A 19,473-nucleotide genomic window follows, 5' to 3' on the forward strand; every position below is an offset into this window, starting at 1 on the left:
TTAGGATTTGGGATCGGTAGGAGAAGTATGCTCGGATTTCAGGTCGGCCCGGCTTTTGCTTTGGGTAACCAACCATACGCCTCCGAAAACCAAAAGGACGGCTGTCCCTTGACTCCATCCGAAGACTCCTAACCCCGTAGCTACGCTGACGATACAGGCTACGATGGGTTGCACGTAGTTGTACATGCTCACGATGGTGGGGCGTAGCAGTTTCTGTCCTGTCATCATCATGATATAAGCTAAATAAGTGGCCACGAAGACCACAAAAGCCGTTTCAAACCAAGTGGTTGGCGGAATTTCAGCCCATGGCAGTATGGCCAGATCCTTATAGGTGAAGGGCAGGATGACGATGGTGGCGTAGGTGAACATCCATTTCATGCAGGTCACTACGGTGTATTTCTGTATCAGCTTCTTGAAGATAGTCAGGTAAACGGCAAAGCTGCATTGGGCGGTAAGGCACAGCAGGTCGCCCGTCAGGCTGCCATTGCCTTTTTGGGTGGCGTGTCCGTTGCCTAAGATAAGCAGCAGGGCACCGATGGCACCACAGAAGATGCCCAACACTTTTTTGTTCGTGACCGGTTCTTTCAGGAACAGGGCGGCCAGAATCATGGTCACGATGGGGAGTGTGGTGGTGACGATGCTGGCGTTGACGGGGGATGTCAGGGATAGCCCAATCGTAAAGCAGCATTGGTTGAACACGATGGCGAGCATGCCGGCAAAGAAAAACATCAGTAAGTCACGGGGAGCGACTTCTTCCTTATGGCGGCCGAAAAGGGAAGTGAGCCAAAAGCATAAGGCCGCACCGGCCGCCCGGAAACTTACCAATGCCAATCCGCTGATGCCGTGCGCCATGGCATCTTTGCCTAAGGGCGACATCAGTCCCCAGGCCGCACAGGCCGCAAACATGCAAAGGTGGCCTGTCAGGTTTTTATCTTTATACATCTTTCTTGAATTTATACGTATCGGAAAAACGACTGCAAAGTTAGTCGTTTCATCACAAATTTTAGCATCTTTCCGTTGCTTCTTTCTATGGGAAAACTTATCTTTGCTGAAGCGAGGACAGGATTCGGCTTGGCTGTTTGCTGTCTTTGGATAAAGAGGATTCTGAAAAACGCAGACTATGGATAAGATAGGTGAATACATACGGCGTATTGAGATAGACTCGCTTTGGAGCGGGCAGAAGCATATCGTGTGGGAATTGGACCGCAAGGTGAATATCCTGAGCGGTGTGAACGGGGTCGGCAAGAGCACGATTCTGAACAAAGTGATATTAAGGCTTTTGCAGGTGGTCAAAGACAGCTGTACGGACAAGCCCGATGTGAAACTAACATACGAACCGGTGGATGCCGTGACTGTCCGGTTCGATGTGGTGCGGAGCTTCGACCGTCCTTTGGTCCACAGCAATTTGTTGGAAAAATTAGCGGATGACAGGGTGGCTACAGAGCTAGACTGGCAGCTTTATCTCTTGCAGCGGCGTTTCCTGGACTATCAGGTCAATGTGGGGAATCGTATGATTGCCATGCTGACGAGCGGTGACCCGGAAGCGAAGGCCAAGGCCCAGGAGGCAGCTCAAGCCCGTGTGCAGTTCCAAGACATGGTGGACGAGCTGTTCAGCGAGACCGGAAAGAAAATCGTGCGCAGTAGCAATGAAATACAGTTGGAGCAGTTCGGCGAGGTGCTTTCGCCTTACAAACTTTCTTCCGGCGAGAAGCAGATGCTCGTGATTCTGCTTACCGTATTGGTGGAAGACCGTCAGCCTTACGTGCTTTTCATGGACGAGCCGGAAATCAGCCTGCATGTAGAGTGGCAGCAAAGGCTGATTACGCTGATACGGCAGTTGAATCCGAATGTCCAAATCATCCTGACGACGCATTCGCCGGCCATGATCATGAACGGATGGATGGATGCCGTGACGGAAGTGACCGACATTACACAATAAATTTCTGAGGAAGGGAGGGGAGCGTTATGGCCAAAAGATTGTCTGAGAACCTGACTTCTTTGTATCTGGGAGCGGCGCAGAGGTTGAAACCCAAAACGGCACGGCGGAAAATCGTGGCGTATGTGGAAAGTTACGACGATGTGTTTTTCTGGCGGACCGTATTGGATGATTTTGAGGATGACAGCCGTTATTTTGAAATCATGTTGCCTTCCCGCAGTACGTTGGGCAAAGGGAAAAAACTGGTGTTGACGAACAAGCTCGGCCCCCAACTGGGAAATTATATGATAGCCTGCGTCGATGCGGACTACGATTATTTGTTGCAGGGCGCCACGCCGACCTCACGGCTGATTAACCGGAACCCTTTTGTGTTCCATACTTATGCATACGCCATCGAGAATTACCAGTGTTATGCGGAGACGTTGCACCGTGTCTGTGTAATGGCTACGCTCAACGACCGCCAGATTGTGGATTTTGAGAGTTTCATGCGGGAATATTCCCAACTCATCTGGCCGTTGTTCGTATGGTCGGTTTGGGTGTACCGGCGGAACCATTACCGGGAGTTTACTTTGACGGAGTTTGGCAATCATGTGAGTTTCAGTGATATTAATGTGTACCATCCCGAACAGACGTTGGAACTTGTGCGGCGGAGGGTCAACCGGAAGATAGCTTGGTTGCAACGCCACTTCCCACAGGCGAAGAAAGATTACGAGATGCTGAAGACGGAACTGTTAGGTTTGGGGGTCACCCCGGAGACGACTTATTTGTATATTCAGGGGCATACCTTGTTCGACAACGTGATTTCTCCCTTGTTGGATCCTGTTTGTATTTTGCTGCGTAAAGAACGTGAGCGTGAAATCCGTAATCTGGCCGAGCACGACACGCAGCGGCAAAACGAATTGTCGTGTTACCAACATAGCCAGAATTCCGTGGAGGACATGTTGCGGAAGAATGTAGGGTTTAAGGATGCGCCGCCTTATAAATTGCTTGAACGGGACATCCGGCGTTTGTTGGACCGCATGGATGCCGGAGCTATGCAAAATACTTGTCCAACTTCTTGATGAACATGTTTTGGCAGAATACGACCACGCTGTCGCCTTCCTGGATTTGTGTCAATCCGTTTACGTGCATGCCTTCGCCGTTTCGTACTAACCCTCCGATGGCTACTCCCGTCGGAAGGCCGAGGTCTTTCACCGGTTTCTTGGTGACTTTGGCCCCGGATTTTACTTCGAATTCAGCCACGTCGGCATCGGCCACGGTCAGGCATTTCACGTTGGTAACGTCCGAATCCAACATCATCTGGTAAATATGACTGGCGGCAATCGTCTTTTTGTTGATGATGGTGCCGATATCCAATCTTTCGGCCATGGAGATATAGTCCAGGTTATCTATTAGCGCCACGGTTTTCCGCACTCCCAACCGTTTGGCCGTAAGGCAAGCCAGGATGTTGCTTTCGCTTTGTCCGGTCAGGGCCACGAAAGCTTGGGTGTGCTGTATGCCTTCCGTAATCAGTAACGAAGAGTCGCGTGCGTCTCCGTTGATGACCATCACGTCGCTGTCTCCTAAAGCCTCGTTCAGCTCGTTGCAGCGGGCGGGGTCGCTTTCTATGATCTTCACCTCCATGTATCCCGGGACATTCAGGGCGGTGTGCATGGCCGTGCGTCCGCCTCCCATGATCATGACGTTTTTCACGTCTTCATAATGTTCTTTGCCTACAATCTTTCGGATGTAAGGGATGTATTTCTTCGTGGTCATGAAATACACGATGTCGCCCAGTTGAAGCGTGGCATCACCGTTCGGGATGATGGTCATGTCGTCTCGTTTGACTGCCACGACATGGTAGCAAGTGTCCGGACCGCACAGTATCTTCAGCGGGATGTTGAGGATTTCTGCGGTTTCACGCAACTTGATGCCCAACATGACGAGTGCCCCGTCGTGCACTTCCCACCACTGCCTTATCCAACTATGTTTGATGCCTTCTATGATATCCCGTGCGGCCAGTATTTCCGGATAGATGAGGGAACTGATACCCATGTTCTTGAAAAAGCTTTTGTATTCTTCGTCCAAGTATTCCGCATTGTCGATGCGCGCTACGGTTTTCCGCGCCCCCAAGGTGTGGGCCAACATGCAGCAGGTGATATTTTTCATTTCGTCTGGCATGACGGCGATGAACAATTCGGCATGTGCGGCTCCGGCTTCTTTCAGGCCGCTGATGGAAGTCGGTTTTACGTTGAGGGTCATGAGGTCAACGTTGTCGGCTACTTTTGAAAGTTTGTCTTCGCTTTCGTCTATCAACGTGATGTTCTGGCTTTCTTTGGCTAAGAGTTGTGCTAAATGTGTGCCTACAGCCCCGGCACCGGCAATGATAATCTTCATGGATTTACTTTTGTGAAATGGAACGGAGTTGTGACACGATGGCATCCCGGTCGATTCCGGCTATTTGCCGTAGTTGTTCCACCGTGCCGTGTTCTACGAAATAATCGGGCAGTCCCATCCGTGTTACTTTAGGGAAGAAGTCATGGTAGGACATGTATTCTAATACGGCAGACCCTAATCCTCCGCAGATGACTCCGTCTTCTATCGTGATGATTCGGGAGAAATGCGTTCCAACTTCGTGTAAGATGTTTTCGTCCAACGGCTTGAGGAAACGCATGTCATAGTGGGCTACCGTGAGAGGATGTCCTTCTTGTGCCTGTTGTTGTTCGAACAGGCGGATGGCCTCTGCCGCCGTGTTGCCGATGGGGCCTAACGAAAGCAGTGCGATGTCCTTTCCTTCTTTGAGAAGTTGTCCTTTCCCCACTTCGATGGCTTCAAAATCACATTGCCAGTCGGTCAGCACGCCCCGTCCGCGTGGGTAGCGGATGACGAACGGGCCTTGGTTGGGGAGCTGTGCCGTGTACATGAGCAGGCGCAGTTCTTTTTCGTTGAGTGGGGAAGAAAGGATGAGGTTGGGGATGGGGCGGAGCGCGGCCAAGTCGAATGCGCCATGGTGCGTGGGACCGTCTTCACCCACCAGTCCTGCGCGGTCTAAACATAACACCATGTTAAGGCGTTCTATCGCAATGTCGTGGATGAGGTTGTCGTAGGCTCGTTGGGCAAAGGAGGAATAAATGTTGCAAAACGGGATGAGGCCGTCTTGTGCCATGCCCCCGGAAAAGGTGACGGCATGCCCTTCGGCGATGCCTACATCGAAGGCCCGGTCCGGCATCTCCTTCATCAAGACATTCATTGAGCAGCCCGACGGCATGGCAGGTGTCACTCCGATGATTTTCGGGTTCATCCGGGCCAGTTCGAGTAAGGTCTGTCCGAAGACATCTTGGTAACGTGGAGGCAGGTTGCTCGTGTCCGTCTGTATGCGTTCGCCGGTTTCCTTGTCGAATTTGCCCGGTGCGTGCCAGATGTCAGCCGCTTTCTCCGCCGGTTTGAATCCTTTGCCTTTGACGGTGTGTATATGGAAAAGTTTAGGGCCTTTCATGTCTTTCAAGACCCGGAGCGTGTGTACCAGTTCGATGACGTCATGACCGTCGCTAGGGCCGAAGTAGCGTATGTTCATTCCTTCGAATACGTTCTGTTGGTTGCTGATAAGCGACTTCAGCGAGTTGTTGAAACGGATGAGTTGCTTCCGGCGGTTTTCGTTGAGCCATCCCCAGTTGAATAGTTTCCGGGAAGCGGCGAAACGCAGGCGGTTATAGAGACTGCTAGTGTGGAGCTGGTGGAAATAATGGTTCATTCCTCCCACACTGCGGTCTATGCTCATGTTATTGTCGTTCAGGATGATGAGGATGTCGTTCGGAGTGGAAGAAGCATTGTTCAATCCTTCGAAAGCCAACCCGCCGCTCATCGAACCGTCACCGATGACAGCGATGATATGCCTTCTTTTTTCATCCTGATTGGCCGAGGCCACCGCCATGCCCAAAGCGGCGGAGATGGAATTGGAAGCATGTCCGCAGGTGAACGTGTCGTATTCGCTTTCGGAAGGAGAGGGGAAAGGTTTCAGCCCGTGCAGCTTCCTGTTGGTAGAGAAACGTTCCCGTCTTCCTGTCAGTATCTTATGGCCGTATGCCTGATGCCCCACATCCCATACGATGCGGTCGTAAGGCGTGTCGTACACATAATGCAAAGCGACCGTCAGTTCCACGACACCTAAGCTGGAAGCGAAATGTCCCGGATTGTCTGCCAACTCGTCGATGATGTCGCGGCGCAATTCCTCGCATACTTGCGGCAATTTGTCTATGGGCAAACGGCGCAAGTCGGCCGGTATGTTGATTTGCGACAGAAGGTTATATGTATTTTTGTTTGTCATCAGCTTGATTTAGTTCATGCAAAATTAGCATAATTTCATATATCTTGCTTACTTTTGCAAGAAAAAATACCGTTTTGACATTTAACGAATGTGAGATATGAAGTTTCGTACCACAGTAGAAAATGAGATGAAGGGATTGGATATCCATCCCGGAGACGGGCTTACCCTGTTGGGCTCTTGCTTTGCCGACCATATCGGCCGGCGTATGGTGCAGTCAGGGCTAGATGCGCATGCTAACCCGTTTGGGGTATTGTACAATCCGTTGAGTATAGCCGCGTGGTGCAGGGCGATGGCTACCGGAGAGCCGTTGCCCGAAGATATTTTTTTCGAATCGGGAGGACTGTGGCACAGTTGGTTGAATGACAGTTTTTTTTCTGCGGAGAACCGGGAGGAATGCCGTGCCCGTCTGGAAAACGTGCGCTGTGAAGAAGCTGCCCGGTTCAGGTCGCTGAAAGTCCTGTTTCTTACTTTGGGTACGAACCGTTATTACCGTCTGCATGACAACGGGCGGGTGGTGGCGAATTGCCATAAGCAACCCGGGGCATGGTTTACGGAAGGGCAGTTGGACGTGGAGGGGACGAAGGCTGAACTCGGAGAGGCTTTGGAGGCTCTTTGGCGGGTCAATCCGTCCTTGCAAATTGTTTTTACGGTCAGTCCTTACCGTTATGCCAAATATGGTTTTCACGGCAGTCGGTTGGGGAAAGCCGTGCTGTTGTTGGCCGTGGACGAGTTATGCCGGGCGTATGGGGGGCGTTGCTTCTATTTTCCGGCTTACGAGATTGTGTTGGACGAATTGAGGGATTACCGGTTTTATGCGGCAGACATGTTGCATCCGTCCGAGGTGGCGGTAGAGTATATTTGGGAACGTTTTTCCGAAGTCTGTTTCCCTGCGGAAACACGAAGCTTCATGGCAGAATGGGAGGCTGTGGCGAAGGCTTTGTCACACCGTCCGCTACATCCTGAATCGGCGGCTTACCGGGAGTTCTTGCGTCAAACTATGTTAAAGTTAGAACGACTTACTGAAAAATACCCGAACTTAGTCCGGACATCTGCATACGAGAATTTGAAAAGTCTGCTAAAATATTGAGGATTATGTCTTATACATTAGAAAGAATAGCTTCGTTGGTCGGTGCACATTTGTGGGGCGACGAAGCAGTGGAAGTCAGGTGGCTCCTGACAGATAGCCGTTCTTTGTGTTTCCCTGAAGATACTTTGTTTTTTGCGTTGGAAAGCCGCCGCAACGACGGGCACCGTTATATTTCCGAACTTTATCGTCGGGGGGTACGTTCTTTTGTGGTCAGCCGCTTGCCGGAAGACATGACATCCTGTCCCGATGCCAATTTCCTGCAAGTAGTCAGTCCGCTGAAAGCTTTGCAACGCTTGGCCGAACGCCATCGCGAGGCTTTCGGCATTCCGGTGGTGGGTATAACCGGAAGTAATGGGAAGACCGTGGTCAAGGAGTGGCTTTACCAGTTGTTGTCGCCCGGAAAGAGCGTCACCCGTTCGCCGAGGAGCTACAATTCCCAAATCGGAGTGCCTTTGTCCGTATGGAACCTGGATGAGAAAAATGAAGTAGGGCTTTTTGAAGCCGGAATTTCCGAGCCGGGAGAGATGGAAGCTTTGCAGTCGGTGATTCAGCCGACCATCGGGGTCTTCACTTGCCTGGGCGATGCGCATCAGGAGAATTTCATTTCGTATGAGCAAAAGTGTTTGGAGAAGTTGAGGTTGTTCAAGGATGCCAAAGTCTTGGTGTACGATATGGACGATGCGCGTATAGCCGGTTGCGTCAACCGTTCGGCTTTCAAAGGAGAATACTTTGCATGGTCGCGGCAGCGGCGCGATGTACCTTTATATATCGCATCGGTGGAGAAGTGGGAGGCAGAGACGGTTGTATCCTATATATATAAAGGTAAGGAGTCATCTTACTCTATTCCTTTTATTGATGAGGCTTCGTTGGTCAATTCCGTGTCCTGTCTGGCCGTATGCTTGCATTTGGGGATGAGTCCCGAGGCGGTTGCCGCAAGGATGGCCGTGCTCGAACCGGTGGCCATGCGCCTGGAGGTGAAAGAAGGCCGTTCGGGTTGTACGCTCATTAACGACAGTTACAATTCGGATTATAATTCTTTGGATATCGCCCTCGACTTCATGAACCGGCGTCCTGATTGTGCGGGGCGGAAACGTACGTTGGTTTTAAGTGATATTGAGCAGGCTGGCGGTGCGCCTGAGGATTTATATGGCCGCGTGGCCCGTTTGGTGGCTATGCGCGGCGTGGAGAAGTTCATAGGAGTCGGTCCGTGCTTGTCTGCCGTACGAGGTCTGTTCGGTATGGAGGCATGTTTTTATCGTTCTACGGATGAATTGTTGGGCAGCGGTGTGTTGGACACGTTGCACGACGAAGTGATTCTCATCAAAGGAGCAAGGTCTTTCCGTTTCGACGTTTTGACGGAACACTTGGCCTTGAAGGTGCACGAAACGACATTGGAGGTCAATTTGAATGCCGTAGTGGATAATTTGAACTATTACCGCAGTTTCATGAAGCCGGAGACGAAGATGGTATGTATGGTAAAGGCGTCGGCTTACGGGGCCGGTGCTGTGGAGATTGCCAAAACCCTGCAGGATCATCAGGTGGATTATCTGGCCGTGGCCGTGGCCGACGAAGGTGTGGACTTGCGGAAGGCCGGCATTACGGCGAATATCATGATTATGAATCCGGAGATGAGCAGTTTTCCGACCTTGTTCGAGTACGACCTTGAACCGGAAGTGTACAGTTTCCGTTTGTTGGAAGCCTTGACTCACGAGGCGGAGAAAGAAGGGGTGACCCATTTTCCCATCCATGTGAAATTAGACACGGGCATGCACCGGTTAGGATTCGACCCGGAAAAGGATATGCCGTTGTTGGTGGAACGGTTGAAACGCCAGTCGGCTGTGATTCCCCGTTCCGTATTTTCCCATTTCGTCGGGAGCGACAGCGACGATTTCGATGCCTTTTCCGCCCGTCAGTACGAGTTGTTCCTGAAAGGCAGTGCGCAGCTTCAGCAGGCTTATAGTCATAAGATTTTGCGCCATATCTGCAACAGTGCGGGGATTGAACATTTCCCGGAGCGTCATTTGGAGATGGTACGTCTCGGCTTGGGGCTCTATGGTATCAATTCCCGGAATAATGAGATTCTCCATAATGTCAGTACGCTCAAAACCACGATTCTCCAGATACACGAAGTGCCGAAGGAAGATACGGTGGGATACAGCCGCAAAGGGCGGTTGACGCGTGACAGCAGGATTGCAGCCCTGCCCATCGGTTATGCCGACGGGTTGGACCGCAAGCTAGGCTGCGGTCGTGCGTATTGCCTGGTTAACGGACAGCGTGCCCCGTATGTGGGCAATATTTGCATGGATGTCTGCATGATAGACGTGACGGACATAGATTGCCGTGAGGGCGATACCGCCATCATCTTCGGCGATGATTTGCCGGTGACGGTGCTGAGCGACGCTGTGGGTACGATTCCCTACGAAATCCTGACGGGAGTCAGTGCCCGGGTGAAGAGGGTGTATTATCAGGACTGACATGTGGTGGTTTTGTTCCTTTTTGATTTGAGAGGTGAGGAGTACCATAAGATTCGACCGTCTGTGGAACTTTAAAAAGACTTTTGTATGATGAAAGAGTTATCAAAGGACAGTAATTTCAAACAACTCTATGCCGACATCTGCCATGTATTGTCCACGGCGCGCGGAAAGGCTTACTCTGCTGTTAATTTTGCGATGGTTCAATCCTATTGGCAGATAGGCAAGCTCATTACGGACGAGGAGTTAGGTGGAAAGCAACGGGCAGATTATGGCCGCTATTTGATGAAAGAACTTTCCGAACGGTTGACACAGGATTTTGGCAAAGGTTTTGACGAGCGGGAGCTTCGAAAGATATGTCAGTTCTATCGTTGCTTCCCGATTCGGGACACACTGCGTCCCGAATTGAGTTGGTCACACTATCGCCGGCTTATATCCGTGGAGAATGCCGATGCCCGGATATGGTATATGAACGAGGCGGCGGCAAGCATGTGGTCGACCCGTCAGCTTGACCGTCAGATTTCTACACTTTATTATGATCGTCTGTTGGCAAGTGCTGACCGGAAGATCGTGAAACAAGAAGCTGCGGAAAAGCTGCAACCGTATGCGCCTGAAAGCTATATCAAAGATCCCTATTTCCTTGAGTTTATCGGATTGGATGAATATCCTGCCTTGCGTGAAAGTACGTTGGAAACTGCCTTAATTGACAATTTGCAGCATTTTCTGCTTGAGCTCGGACGGGGATTTTGTTTTGTGGCGAGACAAAAGCGGATGCGCTATGAAGATGAAGACTTTTACATAGATTTGGTGTTTTACCATAGCATATTGAAATGCCACGTGTTGATAGACCTTAAGATAGGCAAACTCACGCATCAGGATGTAGGACAAATGGACAGTTACATCCGTATGTTTGATGACCTTTATAAGAATGAGGACGACAATCCTACGATAGGGCTGATACTGTGCAGCCAAAAGAACGAGGCGATAGCGCGTTATTCTGTGTTGAACGACGCAAAACAGATTTTCGCATCGAAATACAAGCTTACGCTGCCATCTCCCGAAGAACTTCAGAAAGAAATCGAGAAAGGAAGAAAACGCATAGAAATCGGATAGTGAATAGCCCCCTGTGTTCCGGTTTGTTTCGGGTATGGAATACCAGTCTGTTTTTAAGTCCTAAACAGGCACTGGATGACGTGGAATAGAAAAGGTGTTTCTGTCTAAAGGCAATGGTGCCGTGCGAGTGATTTCTAAAAGACAGAAGAACATAAGGAAAAAATCTTATCCTTATGTTCTTCTGTCTTCTTTGTTTATCCGGTTTGCAACTGTCTTATCCCAAGAAGGAAATCAGCACGCCGGCTGCCACGGCCGAGCCGATGACACCGGAGATGTTGGAGGCCATGCAGTAGTTCAACACATGGTTTTTCACATCATATTTGGTGGCGATTTCGTTGCAGACACGACTGGCCATGGGTACGGCACTCAGCCCGGTGGCACCGATGAGCGGATTGATTTTCTTCTTGCTGAACAGGTTGAATATCTTCACCATGACGATGCCGGAAGCAATGGACAACGCAAAGGCGAGGAATCCACCGATGACGATGCCTATCGTCTGCATGTTGAGGAACGCATCCACTGTCATCGTTCCGCCCACGCATAATCCTAAGAAGATGGTGGCCGCGTTCATGATGGAGTTGGAAGCCGCATCGAACAGGCGCGAAGTGTCGGCACCGATTTCTTTCAGCAAGTTACCGAACATCAGCATGCCGATGAGGGGTACTGCCGTGGGCACGAACAGGGCTACTACTGTCGTGACGGCAATAGGGAAGATGATTTTCAGTACACGCAGGTTTTTGATTTCCGTGGTAGACGGATGCAGTTTTTCTTGTTCCTTCATGTTAATCATCAGTTCCTTCTTCGTGCAGGTCAGTTTCACCACCAACGGGATGATGACCGGCACGAGTGCCATGTAGGAATAGGCTGCAATGGCGATAGGGCCGAGCAAGTGTGGGGCCAGTTTGATGGTCGTGAAGATGGCCGTCGGGCCGTCGGCACCACCGATGATACCGAGCGAGGCGGCCTCTTTCGGCGTGAAGCCCATCAGGATGGCTACCAACAGCACGGCAAAGATGCCGAATTGGGCGGCGGCCCCGAAGATGGACAGGCGCAAGTTGCGCAGCATCGGACCGAAGTCTGTCAGGGCGCCTACTCCCATGAAGATGACGGGTGGAAGGAAACCTGTCTTGATGAGCATGTAATAAAGGAAGTTCATCAGGCCGAATTCATGGGCGATGTCGTGCAACGGCATTTCCCAGATGTTGGCTTTGCTGCCGTTGGCCAGTGTGACCATCCCTTGCGAGTCCGCTTGTATGACCCCCATCTCGCCGCCCGGGAAGTTGGCCAGCAACACCCCGAACGCAATGGGCACGAGCAACAGCGGTTCATACTTTTTCACTATACCCAAGTAGAGCAGGACGAAAGCCAGCGCATACATGATGAGGAACGACGGGTCGGCAATGATGTTGCTGAAAGCCGTCATCTGGTATAGCTTGTTGAATATATCTGTTAACTGTTCCATAATTTACTGCTTGGCTATTTTCATGATTACGTCATCTTCTTCCACGGCATCGCCGGAGTTGACCAAAATGGCCGTGATGGTGCCGTCGAATTCGGCGCGGATGGCATTATAGGTCTTCATGGCCTCGATGTAACCCAGGATGTCGCCCGCTTTTACGCGGTCGCCCGGTTGCTTCGGTGTTTCTTCCGTGTTTTTCACGCGGTAGAATTTACCTTCCAACGGAGCCGGGATGTCTTCGCCTTCGCCTGTGGCTGCGGCGGGTTGTGCCGTCGGTGCGGCTGATGTCTGTGCCGGTGCGGCTTGTTCTCCGTAGGCGATGTCCACTTTGTAAGATTGTCCGTTCACGGTAACGGTAACGGTAGAAGGCTGTGCCGGTGCGCTTCCTGCGCCGGCCGGTGCGGCGGCAGCCTCGCGTCTCTTTTGCAGGTCGGCCAGGAAGTCCTGTTTGGCCTTGCCGCTCTTGTAAGCCTCATACTGCGACGGGTGCATGGCATACTCGAAGAGTTCCTCGTCGTCTTGTCCAGTGTCCCATCCTTTTTCGGCCATCATCTGGCGGTATTTATCCAGTTCGTCCGGATAGTTGGCTTGCGGGTCGGTGTCGGAGAACTTCCGTCCTTGCGCTTCGGCCAGTGCCTTCAGTTCCGGAGCCACTTCGCCCGGCAGGCGTCCGGCCTTGCCCAAAATCATGTCCCAGATGTCATCGGCAATCATGCTCCAACGTTCTTTGCCTTTCTCCATTTGGATGACGTTCATCAGGGCCAGGTTTTTCACATATTGGCTAAACGGGGTCACGAGGCAGGGATACCCCACCTTGGGCCAGATGTAGGCTACTTCGTCGAACAGCTTGACGAGTAATTCGTCCTGCGTCAGTTCGGCTTGCCCATGTTTGGCCTTCCATTTGTTGAGCGACTCCAAGTTGGTCTCCAGATCGGCCATGAGCGAACCCATCATGCCGCCCGGCAGTCCCGGGGCGATGAGCAGGGAGTTGTTGATACGGTTGAGCGGATTGCAGTATAATCCGAGGAAGTCGTCCATCATTTCCTGTATCTGCGAGCGTACCTCCATGTAGGCCGCCATATTGATTTCTTTCACCTTGAAACCTGCGTCCTTCAGCATGGCCTGTACGGCCAGGATGTCGGCGTGCCCCGTACCCCATGCCAACGGGGCTACGGCTGTATCCACATAGTCGCATCCGTTCTTGCATACTTCGAGGATGGAAGCCATGTTGAAGCCCGGTCCCGCATGGGAATGGTATTGCACGATGATGTCTTTCTTGTAAGCCTTGATGCCCGCACATATTTTACCGAGGGTTTCGGGGCGGCCGATGCCCGCCATGTCCTTGAGGCAGATTTCGTCGCATCCCAAGTCAATGAGTTGTTGGGCCATCTTCACGTAATATTCCACCGTGTGTATGGGCGAGTGGGTGATGCAAAGGCTGCACTGCGAAATCATGCCGGCTTCCTTGGCGTAGCGGATGCTGGGTGCGATGTTGCGGATGTCGTTCAGCCCGCAAAACGTACGGGTGATGTCCGTGCCCTGCGCTTTCTTGACTTTATAAAACAGGCGGCGCACGTCGGCCGGCACGGGACTCATGCGCAGGCCGTTCAGTGCGCGGTCGAGCATGTGGGTCTGGATGCCCGCTTCGTGGAACGGTTTCGTCCATTGGCGTACGGCGTTGTTCGGGTTTTCCCCGAAAAGCAGGTTTACCTGTTCAAAACCGCCCCCGTTGGTTTCCACACGGTCGAAACATCCCATCCGGATGATGGCGGGAGCCACTTTCACCAACTGGTCCACGCGCGGCACGTATTTTCCGGCGCTTTGCCACATGTCGCGGAACACTAAGCTGAATTTTACTTCTCTTTTTTCCATTGTATGTTTTTTCTTTTAGATTTCGATGACTGTTTGTGCTTACAGGCGTTCTACCTTGCTCACGCTTCCTTTGCCTCCGGTGATTTGGCTGACGGCCTCCCGGATGACGGCCAGTGTCTGGGCATCGATGGCCGTGGCCATACCGGGTGCGGGCTTCCGTTTCGGAGCCACCGTTTCTTCGGGGGCTACTTTGTTGACTATCTGAATCAGCCATTTGCCCAACTGGATGACAATCATGAGGATGATGAACACCGTAACCATGCCCACCACCATGAGTTGTAATGCTAAACCTATGTTTTCCATTGTTTTGGTGATAATTTATTATGTGAATTTGTCCTTTTGTGTCTGTTTCATGTTATTGCCCGCTAAATTACAAAATTTTCTTGTGGGATGGAAGAATAAGTGTGGAAAAATACTCTTAAAAAAATGCAATATCGGAACTCGGTATGTATGGAGACTTTTCAGGAAGTTGCTGAAAAGCCTGTTTGAAATAAATGATACGAAAATGCGGGTTTATGGAACAAAAAGAAAGGTAATAGCTTGTTTAGAGAGGGAACGAATGATTGTAAAAAACACCATTCAGACAATTTTCACTTCGTTTCCTTTATGTTTTTTTACAGTTTCGGGATGCTTTTAAATCTTGTTGATGGATTTTAAGAATCAATCTCAGCTGAATGATTTTTCGTTCGGCTGAAAAAACGTTTTTTTTCTCCGCAGGATGTGGAAAAAACATCTGCCCGATGGCGCGCCGACAGGTAGAAACCGGTGTAGGGAAGTACGTAAATCGCCATCTTTTTCTCTATTTGGAGGTCGGAAGTTGTCGAAATCAGGATGGCACAATGAGAGGTGGAGCTTCTTTGGGGCTTACGTGCTTTTCGCTTGTTTGCGCGTTGTATGCCTCATTCTTGTGCAAGAAGTAAGCAAAAGTTGTGGCAGGGGGGCACAAAGGGTTTCTGCAAATGCGTGAGAATCGTTTCTTTTCTCCATGTGTGCCTGCATGTCCGGAATATGCGATTCTGAGGAGGCTGAAGTGACAATTTGACAAAATGATATTTGGACAAAAGAACATAAGAACAAAAAGCCTTTTAAGACTTGAAAATATGTTCTTTTGTTCTTATGTCTAAAATATAGATATTCTGTCTAAAAACAGTTCATACCGATGTCCGGGTCCTTATCTTTCCGCTTCGATTTCCACCCCGGCTTCGCGGCAATCGGCCCCCATCGGCGGATTTTCCTTGGTCAGGGTCAGGTGGATGCGGCTGATGGAAGGGAAGTTGTCGAAGAGCCTTTGAAGAATCCGCCCCGCCACGTGTTCCAACAACTTTGAAGGGATGTCCATTTCCGCTTTGATGCTTTCGTATAAGTCGGCATAGCTCACTGTGCCCTCCAACCGGTCGGTCTGCATGGCCTCGTTGAAATCCGTGTCGGCTTCCATCCCGACGTGGAAGTAAGCGCCTGTCAGTTGTTCTTGCGGATCCACGCCATGGTGGGCATAGAAACGTACGCGGGGCAGCAGGATGCGGCTGTTCTTCACTTTCATAGAGCCTATCCGCATCTGGAGGCGCCGCAGTGCTTACAGATGAGGCATCCTTCTTGATATACCAACGATTCGTGACCGCAGTTCGGGCATTTCATGCCTTTGGCTTCCGTGCCGTCCGTGATGTATTTCTTCAGGGCACGTTCCACACCATTTTTCCAAGTGTTGATACTTTGGCTCTCCAGTTGCAGCGAACCGACGAGCTTGATGACATGATCCAATGGCATGCGGTAACGCAGCACGCCGGAAATTAGCTTGGCATAGTTCCAATATTCCTTGTTGAACTTCTCGGAAAGCCCTTCCACGGTGGTCTTGTATCCCTTCTTGTTTTCGAACTGGAAGTCGTAACGTTTGTTGCCGTCTTCGTCCACGTTCTTGATGATGCGTCCTTTCATGACGCTTTTCGGAAGGACGATTCCCTCGTCGTCATCCTGAATACCCGTGAAGATTTCGTAGGGATAGCCGTTCAACAGTCCGACGAAAGCTACCCATTTTTCTTTGTTGTTCTGGAAGCGTACCACGTCGCATTCCAATACTTGCGGACGTTTTTCCGTCACTTCGGGACTTTTGCAGGGAAGTTCCGGCTGTTTTTTCTCGTTCTTCACGGAAATCATCACGCCCGAACGCGAACCGTCGCGATAGATGGTACAACCCTTGCATCCCGAACGCCAAGCCTCCACATAGAGTTGGTTGACCAGTTCTTCGTCCACATTGTTCGGCAGGTTGACCGTCACGCTGATACTGTGGTCCACCCACTTCTGGATGGCTCCCTGCATTTTGACTTTCATCAGCCAGTCCACGTCGTTGGCCGTGGCCTTATAATAAGGAGAACGTGCCACCAATTCGTCGATTTCCTCTTGCGTGTAACGTTTTTCCGTGTCGTATCCGTTGATTTTCATCCACGTGAGGAACTTATGGTGATAGACGATGTATTCCTCGAAGGCATCGCCCGTCTCGTCGATGAAGTCGATATGTACTTCCGGGTCGTTCGGGTTGACCTTGCGCCGGCGTTTGTACACGGGCAGGAATACCGGTTCAATCCCAGATGTGGTCTGTGTCATGAGACTGGTCGTCCCCGTCGGGGCGATGGTGAGGCAAGCGATGTTGCGTCGTCCGTATTTTACCATGTTTTCGTACAGTTCCGGGTCTGCCTCGCGCAAGCGGTTGATGAACGGGTTGTTCTTTTCGCGTTCGGCGTCGAAGATTTCAAATGCCCCGCGTTCTTTGGCCATCTGTACCGATGAACGGTATGCCTGCAGGGCCACGGTCTTGTGTACTTCCACGGCAAAGTCCGTGGCTTCTTGCGTGCCGTAACGGAGGCCGAGTGCGGCCAACATGTCACCTTCTGCCGTGATGCCTACGCCTGTACGCCGTCCCTGTCCGCTTTTCTTGTATATCTTTTCCCACAAATGACGTTCCGTGCCCTTTACTTCCTCGGATTCCGGGTCGGCGTCTACTTTTTGGAGAATCATTTCAATCTTTTCCAGTTCCAGGTCGATGATGTCGTCCATCAACCGTTGGGCCAGTTGCACATGTTTCTTGAACAAATCGAAATCGAAATAGGCTTCCGGCGTGAACGGGTTGACCACGTAAGCGTAAAGGTTGATGGCCAACAGGCGGCAACTGTCATATGGGCAGAGCGGTATCTCGCCGCAGGGGTTCGTGCTCACGGTGCGGAAACCAAGATCGGCATAGCAGTCGGGCACGGATTCACGCAGGATCGTGTCCCAGAACAAGACGCCGGGTTCGGCGCTTTTCCATGCGTTGTGTACGATTTTCTTCCACAAATCCTGTGCGTTGATGTCCTTGGTCACCATGGGAGAAGAACTGTCGATGGGGTATTGCTGCGTGTAGGATTTTCCTTCAATGGCAGCGTGCATGAATTCATCGTCGATCTTGACGGATACGTTCGCTCCCGTGACTTTTCCTTCCGTCATTTTGGCATCGATGAACGATTCGGAGTCCGGGTGCTTGATGCTGACGGACAACATCAGTGCGCCCCGCCGTCCGTCTTGTGCCACCTCGCGCGTCGAGTTGCTGTATCGTTCCATGAAAGGGACGAGGCCGGTAGAGGTCAGGGCCGAATTTTTCACCGGCGAGCCTTTCGGGCGGATGTGCGACAGGTCATGGCCTACGCCGCCGCGCCGTTTCATCAGTTGCACCTGTTCTTCGTCGATGCGGATGATGCCGCCGTATGAGTCGGCTTGTCCGTCCAGACCGATGACGAAGCAGTTGGAGAGCGATGCGATTTGGTGGTTGTTGCCGATTCCGGTCATGGGACTGCCTGCCGGGATGATGTATTTGAAGTGATCAAGAAGTCCGAATATTTCTTCTGCCTTGAGCGGATTCTCATATTTGTTTTCGATGCGGGCGATTTCGTTCGCGATACGCCAGTGCATGTCTTCGGGCGATACTTCATAAATATGGCCGTATGAGTCTTTCATGGAGTATTTGTTCACCCACACTCTTGCGGCCAACTCATCTCCGTTGAAATATTGAAGGGCAGCCTCAAAGGCTTCGTCATAACTGTAAGTCTTCTCTTTCACGACTGTTTGAATTTAAATGGTTTACTTTAGGATTCCGTTATCAGATTTTGTAGAAGCAATAGCGGTCAATCCGGAAGGACGTTGCAAAACTACACATGTTTTCTGATATGACCAAAGGAAAAACTTAAAATCTTGTCTTTTTATGGAAAGTTTTCCGTTCTTTTGTGTTATTTGTTTGATTATGAGTTTGATGCATTTTAAACGAATCGGAAAAGTTATCCAAAAATGAAAATCTTAAGAAATAAAAACCTTTGAAATCTAATCTATTATGAATCATTTTGTGTATCTTTGTCCGAAGTAAAAAACGAATGAATCATGGAAACAGTAAAGAACCGCAGAAGTATTCGGAAGTATGCCGGAAAACCGGTGGATGAGGGACTGTTGCGTCGGCTTTTGGAAGTATCGGAACGCACGCAGACCATGGGGAACATGCAACTTTATAGCGTGGTGGTGACGCGTAGCGAAGAGATGAAAAAGCGTTTGGCACCGGCGCATTTCAATCAGCCTATGGTGACTCAGGCACCTGTGGTCCTGACGGTATGTGCGGATTTCAACCGTACGGTCAAATGGGCGGAGCAGCGCAAGGCACAGCCTGGATATGACAATTTTCTTTCATTTTTGAATGCCGCTACGGATGCGCTGTTGTTTACGCAGACGTTTTGTAATTTGGCCGAGGCGGAAGGGTTGGGGATTTGTTATTTAGGTACGACTTTATATATGCCGTCCCAAATTATCGACATCTTGCAGTTGCCCCGCTTGGTGATGCCGGTGGCGACACTCACCGTCGGATGGCCCGACGAACATCCCGAGCAGGCCGACCGTCTGCCTTTGGAGGCTGTGGTACATGAAGAGACCTATCACGACTATATTCCCGAAACCATCGACCGATATTACGGGCCGAAAGAACAATTACCAGAGAACAGGCATTTTGTGGAAATCAACCACAAGGAGACGTTGGCTCAAATCTTCACGGATATCCGTTACACCCGTAAGGATAACGAAGCCATGAGCCGGGGCATGTTGGAGGCTTTGAAACGTCAGGGGTTTTTAGATTGACGGGCGCAGGCATGCGTCGCAAGGGCGTGCCTTTTACTCTGTGTTAAATAAACTTAACGGGGGGGGTAAAAAAGCTTTGCCTCCCTTTTTGTT

At 50.9% G+C, this 19,473-nt stretch carries 14 protein-coding genes; 6 read left to right on the plus strand and 8 right to left on the minus strand.

Annotation, left to right across the window (positions count from 1 at the left end):
- Entirely contained in the window at nt 1-942 is a 942-nt protein-coding gene (locus AC5RDV_RS06650) for a DMT family transporter (protein WP_282748365.1), read from the minus strand.
- A gap of 178 nt (nt 943-1,120) precedes the next feature.
- Here AC5RDV_RS06650 and AC5RDV_RS06655 point away from each other — a divergent pair, with 178 nt between their 5' ends.
- A complete protein-coding gene (locus AC5RDV_RS06655) occupies nt 1,121-1,939 on the plus strand; it encodes an AAA family ATPase (protein ID WP_008625667.1) in 819 nt (272 codons plus the stop codon).
- Nucleotides 1,940-1,965: 26 nt separating this feature from the next.
- Nucleotides 1,966-2,997, plus strand: a complete 1,032-nt coding sequence (locus tag AC5RDV_RS06660) for a DUF4435 domain-containing protein (protein WP_008625665.1) — start codon at nt 1,966-1,968, stop codon at nt 2,995-2,997.
- Here AC5RDV_RS06660 and trkA read toward each other — a convergent pair.
- A complete protein-coding gene (gene trkA / locus AC5RDV_RS06665; RefSeq protein ID WP_008625663.1) occupies nt 2,969-4,312 on the minus strand; it encodes a Trk system potassium transporter TrkA in 1,344 nt (447 codons plus the stop codon). The genes AC5RDV_RS06660 and trkA overlap by 29 nt on opposite strands.
- Nucleotides 4,313-4,316: 4 nt before the next feature.
- A complete protein-coding gene (dxs, locus tag AC5RDV_RS06670; protein WP_008625661.1) occupies nt 4,317-6,239 on the minus strand; it encodes a 1-deoxy-D-xylulose-5-phosphate synthase in 1,923 nt (640 codons plus the stop codon).
- A gap of 97 nt (nt 6,240-6,336) precedes the next feature.
- Between dxs and AC5RDV_RS06675 the strand changes: the two genes are divergently transcribed.
- The 3 genes from AC5RDV_RS06675 to AC5RDV_RS06685 all read left to right on the plus strand — a co-directional run bounded on the left by AC5RDV_RS06675 (nt 6,337) and on the right by AC5RDV_RS06685 (nt 10,910).
- Entirely contained in the window at nt 6,337-7,326 is a 990-nt protein-coding gene (locus tag AC5RDV_RS06675) for a GSCFA domain-containing protein (RefSeq protein ID WP_130893378.1), read from the plus strand.
- A 5-nt stretch (nt 7,327-7,331) separates the two neighbouring features.
- Nucleotides 7,332-9,800 carry a bifunctional UDP-N-acetylmuramoyl-tripeptide:D-alanyl-D-alanine ligase/alanine racemase gene (locus AC5RDV_RS06680; RefSeq protein WP_282748364.1) on the plus strand — a complete coding sequence of 823 codons (2,469 nt, stop codon included), beginning with the start codon at nt 7,332-7,334 and terminating at the stop codon, nt 9,798-9,800.
- Between the two features lie 87 nt (nt 9,801-9,887).
- Complete coding sequence (locus AC5RDV_RS06685) at nt 9,888-10,910, plus strand: PDDEXK nuclease domain-containing protein (protein ID WP_282748363.1); 1,023 nt, start codon at nt 9,888-9,890, stop codon at nt 10,908-10,910.
- A 214-nt stretch (nt 10,911-11,124) separates the two neighbouring features.
- On the opposite strand, the gene AC5RDV_RS06690 is transcribed toward AC5RDV_RS06685, so the two are convergent.
- From AC5RDV_RS06690 to AC5RDV_RS06710, 5 genes are all read right to left on the minus strand, one after another.
- The gene (locus tag AC5RDV_RS06690) at nt 11,125-12,372 is read right to left on the minus strand and encodes a sodium ion-translocating decarboxylase subunit beta (RefSeq protein WP_008625651.1); all 1,248 of its coding nucleotides are present in this window, start codon (nt 12,370-12,372) and stop codon (nt 11,125-11,127) included.
- Nucleotides 12,373-12,375: 3 nt separating this feature from the next.
- Nucleotides 12,376-14,241, minus strand: coding sequence for a biotin/lipoyl-containing protein (locus AC5RDV_RS06695; protein WP_282748362.1), 1,866 nt, complete (start codon nt 14,239-14,241; stop codon nt 12,376-12,378).
- Nucleotides 14,242-14,280: 39 nt separating this feature from the next.
- The gene (locus AC5RDV_RS06700; protein ID WP_282748361.1) at nt 14,281-14,544 is read right to left on the minus strand and encodes an OadG family protein; all 264 of its coding nucleotides are present in this window, start codon (nt 14,542-14,544) and stop codon (nt 14,281-14,283) included.
- Between the two features lie 868 nt (nt 14,545-15,412).
- Nucleotides 15,413-15,781: a dihydroneopterin aldolase gene (folB, locus tag AC5RDV_RS06705; protein ID WP_415957675.1), complete on the minus strand. Its 369-nt coding sequence runs from the start codon at nt 15,779-15,781 to the stop codon at nt 15,413-15,415.
- A 5-nt stretch (nt 15,782-15,786) separates the two neighbouring features.
- Entirely contained in the window at nt 15,787-18,324 is a 2,538-nt protein-coding gene (locus AC5RDV_RS06710) for an adenosylcobalamin-dependent ribonucleoside-diphosphate reductase (protein ID WP_282748360.1), read from the minus strand.
- A 315-nt stretch (nt 18,325-18,639) separates the two neighbouring features.
- On the opposite strand from AC5RDV_RS06710, the gene AC5RDV_RS06715 reads away from it, so the two are divergent.
- Nucleotides 18,640-19,380 carry a nitroreductase family protein gene (locus AC5RDV_RS06715; protein WP_282748359.1) on the plus strand — a complete coding sequence of 247 codons (741 nt, stop codon included), beginning with the start codon at nt 18,640-18,642 and terminating at the stop codon, nt 19,378-19,380.
- The last annotated feature ends 93 nt before the right edge of the window (nt 19,381-19,473 follow it).

The sequence above is a fragment of the Paraprevotella sp. genome (genome assembly GCF_986071375.1).